Here is a 10,596-nt window from a genome sequence, read left to right on the forward strand (position 1 = left end):
TATCCATCAATGTCAAAGAGCGTAGAGACAAAAATCAACCAGTTGCGCCCCATCTTGTGGCGCCGCTAGCCAACTGCATCCCTAAATTTTCTTTCGCTTTTCAGTGCCTTGCGGCTCTTTCCGGCGCCCCGTTGCGGTGTGTTCCGCTTCGGTGAGGGGGTATTTACGGATCAGGCCCGAAGTCCGCAAGAGCCTTTTTCAAAAAACTTTCGGATTTCCGCGCAAAAACTTTCATATCATTGTTTTTATTACGTTTTTATCTCGTCTCTGCAGATGCGAAATATGCGCGACAGGGCCTTGGGAAAGAATCTTTCGCAAATCACCCGATTCAACGAAATCTCCTGAAGCGGGTCACCCCGGGTCAAGCGCTGCGCGGACAGAATCGCAGGGCCATAAGGAGGGAAAAAACCGCCAGCCAAAGCCAACCTTCGATCGAAATCACCTTCATCTGCCAAAGGTAGTGCATCACGCCGAGGCCCACCGCCGGGTAGACGAGCCAATGCAGGCGGCGCCAGTTGCGCCCCATTTTACGGATCGAGGCGTTGTTCGAGGTCAGGGCCAGCGGGATCAGCAGCACGAATCCGGAAATCCCGAGAAAGAGATAGGGGCGCTTGATCAGGTCGGCTGCCGCCTGCCCCCAGAGCATCCCCATATCCAGCACCGCCCAAGCGGTCAGATGCAGCGCTATATAGAAGAAGGCCAGGAGACCGATCGCGCGGCGATAGCGGATCAGGTTGAGCCCGAGGAATCGCCGCGCCGGGGTGATGGCGAGCCCACCGATCAGGAACCACAACGCGATCTTGCCGAGTCGGTGCTCGATCGCCTTGACCGGATCCACCCCGATCCCACCCGTCAACGTGAGCCAAATCACCCAAGCGAGGGGGATGAGGCCCGCGAGATAGATGACCCAGCTCGGCACGCGCCGCAGCGCGCTGTTGATCGGGGCAGAGAGGCTTGCCGTGCTCATCAATAGAATTTCGCCAGATTCATGCCGCTATAAAGAGAGGCGACTTCCTCTCCATAGCCATTGAACATCAGCGTCGGCTCGCGTCCGGCAAAAAGCCCCGCCCCCACACGCCGCTCTGTCGCCTGCGACCAGCGCGGGTGATCCACCTCCGGGTTCACATTCGCATAGAAGCCGTATTCGCGCGGCTGCAAGCGGTTCCAGGTGGTGGGAGGTTCTTTCTCGGTGAGCGAGATCTTTACGATGCTCTTGATCGACTTGAAGCCGTATTTCCACGGCACGACCAGGCGGATCGGCGCGCCGTTCTGGTTCGGCATCTCTTCATCATAAAGACCGGTCGCCAAAATGGTCAGCGGGTTCATGGCTTCGTCAAGGCGCAGCCCTTCGACATAGGGCCAGTCGATCCCGCCCTGACGCTGACCCGGCATCTGCTCGGGACGGTAGAGGGTCTGGAAGGCCACGTATTTCGCCGAGGGCTGCACGCCGACTCGATCGAGAAGCGCCGAGAGCTCGAACCCGATCCAGGGGATCACCATCGACCAGGCCTCCACACAGCGGAAGCGATAGATACGCTGCTCGAGCGTGACCGGCTTGAGGATATCGTCGAGCGGGTAGGTACCGGGCTTGTCGACCAGCCCGTCGATCTCGATCGACCACGGATCGGTCACCATCTGCCCCGCGTATTGAACAGGGTCGCCCTTGTCCCAGCCGAACTCGTAGAAGTTATTGTAGGAGGTGATCTCCTTGAGCGTGTTCGGCGCGGCATCGGTCGAATAGGCCGAGGGCTTCGCGTCGATGCTCGCCAGCGCCGGACCAGCGATCGACCCCAGCGCCATCGCGCCCGCACCTGCCATGATTTGCCGGCGGTTCAGGAAATCGGCCTTCGGGGTAACATCAGACCAGCTCGGGTCGGTGGAATGGGTCTTGCGCATCAAATCCTCCTGTCTCCCCCGCAATATGGGGCCGGGGCACGTGTTTCGCATCCCTCTTCGTCGGGCGGGGCGACATTGTTACCCCTATGCATTGGAAAAATTACGCGCCAGTATCGAGCCCGGATCATCGGGCGACCCATTCGCGCCCGACTGAGAGACAAGGGAGAGATTTATGAAAAAGCTCATCGGGGCCGCGCTCGCGGCGAGCATAGCCATGGGTGCGCAGATCGCGCAGGCGCAGGAAGCACACACCTGGACCACCGAGGACAGCTTCGACAACGTCACCTTCGCGGTGCAAAACGCGATCGTCGGCGCAGGGCTCGTGGTCGACCATGTAAGCCATACCGGCGAGATGCTCGAGCGCACGAAAGACGCGGTCGGCGCGACCGAGACGCTGTTCACCGGCGCGGACATCTTTTCCTTCTGCTCGGCCAAGGTGTCGCGCGAAGTGATGACCGCCGACATCACCAATGTGCAATATTGTCCCTACACGATCTTCGTCTACGAGACCCCGGACAAGCCCGGCGAGATCACCGTGGGCTTCCGCGACTATCCTTCGGGCACGATGGATCCGGTGACGGATATGCTGACCGGCATCGTCAAGGACGCGCTGATGCTCGAATAAGCCCGGCCTCGCGCAGGGTCACAGGTGTATGTTGGAATGCGCCTTGATCCTGCGCGCCTCGAGCTGGCTCTTACGGGTCTGACGCAGCGCCTCGACCATCATCGCGGTAAGAAAGCCGATATTGAGAAGCCCGTTCGCCGCCGCCATCCCCCCGAGGATCCGCCAGTTGTGATCCAGGATGATGTCGCCGTAACCCAGCGTGGTGTAGACGACGAGGGCGAAATAGACCGCCTCCTCCATCGTATGGAACACATCGAGCAGCCGGAAGCAGATCGCCCAGGACCAGACGCTCGCCGTCACCATCGCCAGCGCCCAGAGCGCAGCGCCGATCACGATCAACAGCATCTTCGGCCCGTGCGGCTCGCGCATCAGCCAGCGGCTCGCGCGCACGAACATCGCCTCCATCGCCCAGGCGGTGGTCGCGGCGAAGGATACCGTGATCAGCATCATCAGCGATCCGATAGCGATCTGATGGAGCATTGCGCGCCTCCTCTTGCACACTCTCTGCTAGGCGGGCCGCCCCCTCGCCGTCAAGCGCTCCGGTGACGCACTGGACACAGGCCCTGCCCTGCCCTATCTCGGTGCGACCATGGCCAAGAAATCTGACCCCAACTCCAAGCTGATCGCCGAGAACCGGCAGGCACGCTATCACTACGCCGTCGAGGACACGCTCGAGGCGGGGATCGTGCTGATGGGCTCGGAAGTGAAGTCGATGCGCTCGGGTCAGACCAATATCGCCGAGAGCTACGCCTCGGTGGAGGATGGCGAGCTTTGGCTGATCAACGCCTATATCGCTCCTTATATGCAGGCCGGTCACTGGGGCCATGAGGAGCGTCGCAAGCGCAAGCTGCTCGTCTCGAAGAAAGAGCTGTCGCGGCTGTGGAACGCCACCCAGCGCGAAGGCATGACGATCGTACCTCTGAAGATGTACTTCAACGAGAAGGGCATCGCGAAGCTGCTGATCGGCATCGCCAAGGGCAAGAAGCTCGCCGACAAACGCGAGACCGAGGCCAAGCGCGACTGGAACCGCCAGAAACAGCGCCTTCTCAAGCAGAATTACTGAGACCTTTCGACGGATTCGACCGCCCTGCCCTTGCGTCGGCCGCCCCCCTGAGTCTAAGCAATTCCGACCGGCAAGGGAGACGCATGACGATGGATGACCCGAAAAAGCTCGTATCGACGGACTGGCTTGCAGCCCATCTGAAGGATCCGGATCTGCGTATCCTCGATGGCTCGTGGTTCCTGCCGCAGATGGGGCGGGATGCGAAAGCCACCTATGACGCCAAGCACATCCCCGGCGCGCGCTTCTTCGACATCGACGAGATCGCCGACAACCGTTCGGAACTGCCGCATATGGCGCCGCCGGTCGAGAAGTTCATCTCGCGCATGCGGGCGATGGGTGTGGGCGACGGCCATCAGGTCGTGATCTACGACCAGCACTCGGTGTTCTCGGCCCCGCGCGTCTGGTGGACCTTCCGCCTGATGGGCAAGACCGACGTGGCCGTGCTCGACGGTGGCCTGCCGAAATGGGAGGCCGAGGGCCGTCCGCTCGAAGACATGCCGCCGATGGTGCGCGACCGTCACATGACGGTGCAGCGCCACCCGGGTCTGGTGAAGGACGTCACGCAGGTCGCCCATGCGAGCAAGCTCGGCGATTACGAGATCATCGACGCGCGCGCCCATGGCCGGTTCATCGGCCAGGACGAAGAACCCCGCCCCAACCTGCGCAAGGGCCACATTCCCGGATCGAAGAACGTGGAATGGTCGACCCTGCTGACGGCCGAGGGCACGATGAAATCCCCCGACGAGCTGCGCAAGATCTTCGAGGCCGCGGGCGTGGACCTCGCGAAACCCGCGATCACCACCTGCGGCTCGGGCGTCAACGCCGCCCTTCTGGCCTTCGCGCTGGAGCTGGTCGGCAAGTCGGACTGGGCCGTCTATGACGGGGCCTGGGCCGAATGGGGCATGTATAACGACCTCAAGGTCGCAACCGGAGAAGCATGATGCTGAACAATCTCAAGCCGCAAGCGCCGGACAAGATCCTCGCGCTGATGGAGGAATACCGGGCCGATGAGCGCGACCAGAAGGTCGATCTCGGCGTCGGCGTCTACAAGGACGCGAGCGGCAAGACCCCGATCATGTCGGCGATCCACAAGGCCGAGAAGCAGGTCTGGGATCAAGAGACCACGAAATCCTATGCCGGGCTCGCCGGTCAGCCCGAGTTCCACGCCGCGATGGCCGAAATGGTTCTGGGCGCGGGCTACCCGGCCGACCGCCTCGCATGCCTGTCGACCGTGGGCGGCACCGGCGCCTGCCGCATGGGCTTCGAGCTCGCCCGCATGGCCAACCCCGACACCACGATCTGGGTGTCGGACCCGACCTGGCCGAACCACCTGTCGATCCTGAATTTCATGGGTCAGGCGAACAAGCCCTACACCTATTTCGATGCCGATACCCGCGCGGTGAATTTCGACGCGATGATGTCGGATCTCGAGGCGGTGAAGGCGGGCGATATCGTGCTGCTGCACGGCTGCTGCCACAACCCGACCGGCGCGAATCTGACGATCGAGCAATGGGGCGCAGTTGCGGACCTGCTCGAGCGCACCGGCGCCGTGCCGATGATCGACCTTGCCTATCAGGGCTTCGGTGACGGCCTGGAAGAAGATGCCGCGGGCACTCGCTTGATCGCGTCGCGGCTGCCGGAAGTGCTGATCGCAGCGTCGTGCTCGAAGAACTTCGGCATCTATCGCGAGCGCACCGGCTGTCTGATGGTGCTCGGCTCGGAAGAGACCAAGAAGACGGTGCAGGGCAACCTCGCCTATCTCAACCGCCAGACCTATTCCTTCCCGCCCTATCACGGGCAGGCGCTGGTCACCCGCGTTCTCACCGACCCCGCCCTGCGCGCGGAATGGGAAGCCGAGCTGGAAGAAGTTCGCACCGGTATGCTGGACCTGCGCAAGCAGCTCGCCGACGAGCTGCGCAAGCTGTCGAACTCGGATCGCTTCGATTTCGTGGCCGAGCATCGCGGCATGTTCTCGCGTCTTGGCGCCAGCCCCGAGCAGGTGGCCAAGATGAAGGCAGACGCGGCCATCTACATGGTCGGCGATTCGCGCATCAACATCGCTGGCCTCAACGCGAACTCGGTTCCGCTGCTCGCGAAGGCGCTGATCGACGCGGGCGTCTGAACCACAGGCTACAGCGAAAGCTCTTTGGAATTGGCGGCCTTTCGGGGCCGCCCTTTTCTTTTGGGAACTTTTTTCCGGATTCTTACTTGAAATTATAAGCAAGCTTATAATGTATAGGCTCACGTTAAAGACACAGCGGAGCACGCAATGCCCCATCAGAGCCTCGGCTTCCTCATGCACGACGCGACGCGTCTGATCCGCCGCCGCTTCGAAGCGAAGGCGAATGAACTTGGCCTGACCACCGCGCAATGGCGGCTTCTCGTCTATCTCAAGCGCGAGGGCCCACTGCCGCAGGCACGCCTTGCCGAGTTGCTCGAGATCGAGCCGATTTCGGTCTCGCGTCTTGTCGACCGGATGGAAGAGGCCGACTGGGTACTGCGCCAACCCGACCCGAAGGATCGCCGGGTAAAGCTGATCCACCCTTCCGCGAAAGCCCGTAACGCATTCGAAGAGGCGCGCGAGATCGCAGACGAGATTTACGAAAAGGCGCTGGCAGGCCTCACCGACGAAACCGTCGAGCAAGTCATGGCCACGCTGCGCCACATCATCAACAACCTCTCCGAAGAGAGCAGTTCATCAGTTTCCGAGGCCCAAGATGAGTGACACCAACAAGAAGCCCGCCCCCGAGGCAGCCGAAAATTCCGCCAAAAATGAGAAACCGCGCAAGGGGCTGAAAGTCTGGCTCCTGTTCCTCGTGCCCGCCCTCATCGTGCTGGGCGGCGCATGGTACTGGCTAAGCTCGGGCGGTTCCGCGAGCACCGAGAACGCCAATTACCAGATGGCGCGGATTCCGATCGCCTCGCAGATTTCGGGCCGTGTGACGCAGGTCTATGTCTCCGAGAACGAACATGTAAAGAAGGGCGCGCCGCTCTTCGAGCTCGACAAGAAACCCTATGAGCTTGCGCTTGCCAAGGCCGAAGCCGCGCTGGCCTCGGCCCGTCTTCAGGTCGAGCAGCTGCGCGCCTCCTACAAGGCAGCGCTGGCCGATGAGAAACAGGCCGCCGACAATGCTGCCTATCAGGAAAAGCAGCTTGCCCGTCAGGAATCGCTGACCGCGTCGGGTGCCTCGACCCAGACCGCCCTTGATGCGCAGCGCACCACGACGCAGGCCGCCCAGGACACGCTGGCCGCGGCCCAACAGAAAGTGGCTGCCGCGAAAGTCGCGCTGGATGGCGACCCGGAAATTCAGGTCGATGACCACCCCACCGTGAAAGCCGCGATCGCGGCGGTCAATGATGCGAAATACAATCTCTCTCTGACTGAGATCTCGGCCCCGGCCGATGGCGTCATCTATCAGGCATCGTCGTTCAAACCCGGCGAGATGGTTGGTGCGGGCTCGAGCCTCTTTACCCTCGTCGATACGTCCGATGTCTGGGTGATCGCGAATTTCAAGGAAACCGACCTGACCCACATGGCTGCGGGCCAGCCCGCGACCGTCGAATTCGACGCCTTCCCCGACCGTGAGTATCACGCGACGGTCGAGGCCGTCGGTGCAGGCACGGGGGCGGAGTTCTCGATCCTTCCGGCGCAGAACGCGACCGGCAACTGGGTCAAGGTCACCCAACGTGTCCCGGTTCGGCTGCGTCTGGCGGATGGCTCGGTGCTGGACGGACTGCGCGCCGGTCTTTCGGCCAAGGTGACGGTCGATACCGCCGCCCAGCCGCATTACAAACAGCTGCTCAACCAAGCTGACACGGCCACCGCGCAGGCCGCGCCCGCAAGCCAGGGGCAGTAAGCTATGGCCGAGGCCGCTCAGACAGCCCCGGGCGACAAGCCCAAGGGGATCGACCCGCATAACGTGAAGCATCGGGGCCTTATCATGGCCTCGCTGATGCTGGCCGTGATCATGCAGGTGCTCGACACGACGATCGCGAATGTGGCCCTGCCCGACATGCGCGCCGATCTGGGCGCCTCGCGCGACACGATCAACTGGGTGCTGACCTCCTATATCGTGGCCGCCGCGATCGTGACGCCGCTTTCGGGCTGGCTGGCGAACCGCTTCGGCCGGCGCGAGATTTTCATGGTCTCGGTCGTAGGCTTCGTGGTTTTCTCTATGCTCTGCGGGATCGCATGGTCGCTCGACGTGATGGTGATCTTCCGCCTCCTGCAGGGTGTGTTCGGCGCAGCCATCGTGCCGCTGGCACAGAACTTCATGCTCGACATCAATCCACGCGAGAAGCACGGGCAGGCAATGGCGATGTTCGGCGCGGGCATCATGCTCGGCCCGATCATCGGCCCGACGCTGGGCGGCTATCTCACCGAGGTGATCAACTGGCGCTGGGTATTCTACATCAACGTGCCGCTCGGCATGATCGCCATCGCAGGCTCGGCCTTCTTCCTGCCCGAGACCCCGAAGCGCAAGATCGGCTTCGACTTCTTCGGATTCGCGGCGCTCGCGATCGGGATCGGCGCGCTTCAGATGATGCTTGACCGAGGGTCGGATCTCGACTGGTTCTCCTCGCGTGAGATCTGGATCGAGCTGGCGCTCGCGGTCTCGGGGTTCTGGGTCTTTCTCATCTGGATTCTCGGTGCGAAGAAGCCCTTCCTTGATCCGCGCATGTTCCTCGACCGCAACCTCTCGATGGGGCTGCTGTTCATCTTCGTGGTGGGGATCATCTTGCTCGCCTCGCTGGCTCTGCTGCCGCCGATGCTCTCGGGGATCTTCGGCTATCCGACGCTGACGACGGGGCTTGTGATGTCGCCACGCGGGGTCGGGGCCATGATCATGATGCTGCTGATAGGGCGGCTGGTGAAATTCGTTGACCTGCGCATCCTCGTCGTGATCGGCCTGTCGCTGACCGCCTATTCGCTGCACATGATGTCGACCTTCTCGCCGGTGATGGGACCGAAATGGATCATCATTTCCGGGGTGATCCAGGGATTCGGGCTGGGCTCGGTCTTCGTTCCGATCTCGACGCTGACCTTCGCCACGCTCGATCCGGAATATCGCGGCGACGGCACGGCCCTGTTTTCCCTGCTGCGCAATATCGGCTCGTCGATCGGGATCTCGATCGTCACGGCACTGCTGACCCACAACATTGCCGTGAACCATTCCGAAATCGTCTCGGCGATCAATCCGCAGAATCTGCAAGGGCTGATGAGCGGCTCTTCCGCGCTGTCGAAATACGGCACGGAGGCGGGCTATTACGTGCTCAATTCGCTCGCGAGCGAGCAGGCGGCGATGATCTCCTATCTCGACGATTTCCGCTTCATGATGTGGATCACGCTGGCGGCGATTCCGCTCGTCTTCTTCCTGCGCAAGCCCGACTATCAGGGAGGATCGGGACGCGCACCGCAAGGTGCTCCGGTCAGCGAATGACGCATAAGAAAAGGCCCGGGGATATCCCGGGCCTTTTCAGTTCAAAGGAGGCGTGACGCTCAGCTGTGATAAGCGGTCTCGCCATGCGAGGTGAGGTCGAGGCCCTGACGCTCTTCGTCGGCGGTGACGCGGATGCCGGTGACCGCCTTGGTGATGTAGATCAGCACGACCGTGCCGATACCCGACCAGACCAGCGTGACGAGCACGGCCTTGATCTGTGCGGCAAGCTGGGCTGCCATGGTGCCACCCTCGGCCACGAAGCCGGTGCCGCCGAGCGCAGGGGCGCAGAGGATGCCGGTCGCGATCGCGCCGACGATGCCGCCCACGCCATGCACGCCGAACGCGTCGAGGCTGTCGTCATATTTGAACTTCGACTTGATCGTGGTGACGAAGAAGAAGCAGATCGGCGAGACGATCAGGCCGAGCACGATCGAACCGACCGGCCCCGAGGTGCCGCAGGCCGGGGTGATCGCGACGAGGCCGGCCACCATACCCGAGGCCGCGCCGAGGCCCGAGGCCTTGCCACGCGCCAGACCTTCGACGACCGACCAGGAAACAACGGCCGCGGCGGTCGCGACGAAGGTGTTGAGCATCGCCAGCGTCGCGTTCGAGGTCGCCTCGAGGTTCGAGCCAGCGTTGAAGCCGAACCAGCCCACCCAGAGCATCGCGGCGCCCGCCATGGTCAGGGTCATCGAGTGCGGTGCCATGTTCTCCTTGCCGAAGCCAATGCGCGGCCCGAGCACGAGCGCCCACATCAGGCCCGCGATACCGGCATTGATGTGCACCACTGTGCCGCCGGCGAAGTCAATCGCGCCCCAGTTAAAGATCAGCCCTGCACCGTCCCAGACCATATGCGCGATCGGGAAGTAGATGAAGGTAACCCAGAGAATCACGAAGAGCACGATGCCCGAGAACTTCGCCCGCTCGGCGAAAGCGCCGACGATGAGCGCCGGGGTGATCGCGGCGAAAGTCATCTGGAAGGCAATGAAGACATATTCAGGCAGCACGACCCCATCGGTGAAGGTCGCCGCGGTCGAATCCATCGTGACGCCCGCGAGGAAGAGCTTGCCGAGGCCGCCCCAGAACGGCGAGGTGCCGCCGCCAAAGGCGAAGGAATACCCCCAGAGCACCCAGACGATCATCACGACCGAGGCGATGATCGTCGTCTGCATCAGAACCGAAAGCATGTTCTTGGTGCGCACGAGGCCACCATAGAACAGCGCAAGGCCCGGAATGATCATGAACAGCACGAGCAGCGAGGAGGTCATCATCCAGGCGACATCGCCCTTGTCGATGACCTCGGCGGGCGCAGCCGCATCCTGTGCGAGGGCCGGAACCCCGGCGAGGGCGAGCATTGCGGCGAGCCCTGCGAGTTTGGTGAATTTGTTCATCTGTCTCTCTTTCCCCTGTCGCGTCTCAGAGCGCGTCATCATTGGTTTCGCCAGTCCGCACACGCACGGCCTGGGCGACATCGAGCACGAAGATCTTGCCGTCGCCGATCTTGTCAGTCTTGGCGGCCTTGGTGATCGTCGCGATCACCTCGTCGACGAGCCCGTCGGCCACGACGATCT

Annotated in this window: 12 protein-coding genes; 7 read left to right on the top strand and 5 right to left on the bottom strand. The window is 62.3% G+C overall.

Annotated elements, in window-relative coordinates; translation table 11 throughout:
• Positions 1-361: 361 nt before the first annotated feature.
• Both msrQ and msrP read right to left on the bottom strand, forming a co-directional pair.
• A complete protein-coding gene (gene msrQ, locus TP2_RS09160) occupies positions 362-967 on the bottom strand; it encodes a protein-methionine-sulfoxide reductase heme-binding subunit MsrQ (RefSeq protein ID WP_038076463.1) in 606 nt (201 codons plus the stop codon).
• Positions 967-1,896, bottom strand: a complete 930-nt coding sequence (gene msrP / locus TP2_RS09165) for a protein-methionine-sulfoxide reductase catalytic subunit MsrP (RefSeq protein ID WP_038076466.1) — start codon at positions 1,894-1,896, stop codon at positions 967-969. The genes msrQ and msrP overlap by 1 nt, the downstream gene beginning before the upstream one ends.
• 172 nt (positions 1,897-2,068) lie before the next feature.
• On the opposite strand from msrP, the gene TP2_RS09170 reads away from it, so the two are divergent.
• On the top strand, positions 2,069-2,521 hold the full coding sequence (locus TP2_RS09170) for a DUF302 domain-containing protein (RefSeq protein ID WP_038076470.1): 453 nt from the start codon (positions 2,069-2,071) through the stop codon (positions 2,519-2,521).
• 18 nt (positions 2,522-2,539) lie between these two features.
• Here the strand turns inward: TP2_RS09170 and TP2_RS09175 are convergent, their stop codons facing one another.
• Entirely contained in the window at positions 2,540-3,001 is a 462-nt protein-coding gene (locus tag TP2_RS09175) for a potassium channel family protein (RefSeq protein ID WP_038076473.1), read from the bottom strand.
• A 109-nt stretch (positions 3,002-3,110) separates the two neighbouring features.
• On the opposite strand from TP2_RS09175, the gene smpB reads away from it, so the two are divergent.
• The 6 genes from smpB (at position 3,111) to TP2_RS09205 (ending at position 9,025) form a co-directional block, all read left to right on the top strand.
• Positions 3,111-3,584, top strand: coding sequence for an SsrA-binding protein SmpB (gene smpB, locus TP2_RS09180; RefSeq protein WP_038076475.1), 474 nt, complete (start codon positions 3,111-3,113; stop codon positions 3,582-3,584).
• An 89-nt stretch (positions 3,585-3,673) separates the two neighbouring features.
• A complete protein-coding gene (gene sseA / locus TP2_RS09185) occupies positions 3,674-4,525 on the top strand; it encodes a 3-mercaptopyruvate sulfurtransferase (RefSeq protein WP_038076484.1) in 852 nt (283 codons plus the stop codon).
• A complete protein-coding gene (locus tag TP2_RS09190) occupies positions 4,525-5,706 on the top strand; it encodes an amino acid aminotransferase (RefSeq protein ID WP_038076486.1) in 1,182 nt (393 codons plus the stop codon). The genes sseA and TP2_RS09190 overlap by 1 nt, the downstream gene beginning before the upstream one ends.
• A 147-nt stretch (positions 5,707-5,853) precedes the next feature.
• Positions 5,854-6,309 (top strand): MarR family winged helix-turn-helix transcriptional regulator, encoded by a 456-nt coding sequence (locus TP2_RS09195; RefSeq protein WP_038076478.1) that lies wholly within the window; start codon positions 5,854-5,856, stop codon positions 6,307-6,309.
• Positions 6,302-7,441 carry an HlyD family secretion protein gene (locus TP2_RS09200; protein ID WP_051692412.1) on the top strand — a complete coding sequence of 380 codons (1,140 nt, stop codon included), beginning with the start codon at positions 6,302-6,304 and terminating at the stop codon, positions 7,439-7,441. The genes TP2_RS09195 and TP2_RS09200 overlap by 8 nt, the downstream gene beginning before the upstream one ends.
• Before the next feature lie 3 nt (positions 7,442-7,444).
• Positions 7,445-9,025, top strand: coding sequence for a DHA2 family efflux MFS transporter permease subunit (locus TP2_RS09205; RefSeq protein WP_051692414.1), 1,581 nt, complete (start codon positions 7,445-7,447; stop codon positions 9,023-9,025).
• A gap of 59 nt (positions 9,026-9,084) precedes the next feature.
• Here TP2_RS09205 and TP2_RS09210 read toward each other — a convergent pair whose 3' ends face one another.
• Positions 9,085-10,416, bottom strand: coding sequence for an ammonium transporter (locus tag TP2_RS09210; protein ID WP_038076481.1), 1,332 nt, complete (start codon positions 10,414-10,416; stop codon positions 9,085-9,087).
• Positions 10,417-10,441: 25 nt separating this feature from the next.
• Positions 10,442-10,596, bottom strand: a 155-nt coding sequence (locus tag TP2_RS09215; RefSeq protein WP_038076483.1) for a P-II family nitrogen regulator, incomplete at its 5' end; no start/stop codon positions are given.

The organism is Thioclava pacifica DSM 10166 (assembly GCF_000714535.1).
Taxonomy (GTDB): domain Bacteria; phylum Pseudomonadota; class Alphaproteobacteria; order Rhodobacterales; family Rhodobacteraceae; genus Thioclava; species Thioclava pacifica.

Bases quoted from the DNA above. Each gene is read 5' to 3' on its own strand.
- TP2_RS09190 (WP_038076486.1), top strand. From the start codon at position 4,525: ATGCTGAACAATCTCAAGCCGCAAGCGCCGGACAAGATCCTCGCGCTG.
- TP2_RS09175 (WP_038076473.1), bottom strand. From the start codon at position 3,001: ATGCTCCATCAGATCGCTATCGGATCGCTGATGATGCTGATCACGGTA.
- msrP (WP_038076466.1), bottom strand. From the start codon at position 1,896: ATGCGCAAGACCCATTCCACCGACCCGAGCTGGTCTGATGTTACCCCG.
- TP2_RS09200 (WP_051692412.1), top strand. From the start codon at position 6,302: ATGAGTGACACCAACAAGAAGCCCGCCCCCGAGGCAGCCGAAAATTCC.
- TP2_RS09205 (WP_051692414.1), top strand. From the start codon at position 7,445: ATGGCCGAGGCCGCTCAGACAGCCCCGGGCGACAAGCCCAAGGGGATC.
- TP2_RS09170 (WP_038076470.1), top strand. From the start codon at position 2,069: ATGAAAAAGCTCATCGGGGCCGCGCTCGCGGCGAGCATAGCCATGGGT.
- TP2_RS09210 (WP_038076481.1), bottom strand. From the start codon at position 10,416: ATGAACAAATTCACCAAACTCGCAGGGCTCGCCGCAATGCTCGCCCTC.
- msrQ (WP_038076463.1), bottom strand. From the start codon at position 967: ATGAGCACGGCAAGCCTCTCTGCCCCGATCAACAGCGCGCTGCGGCGC.
- sseA (WP_038076484.1), top strand. From the start codon at position 3,674: ATGGATGACCCGAAAAAGCTCGTATCGACGGACTGGCTTGCAGCCCAT.
- smpB (WP_038076475.1), top strand. From the start codon at position 3,111: ATGGCCAAGAAATCTGACCCCAACTCCAAGCTGATCGCCGAGAACCGG.
- TP2_RS09195 (WP_038076478.1), top strand. From the start codon at position 5,854: ATGCCCCATCAGAGCCTCGGCTTCCTCATGCACGACGCGACGCGTCTG.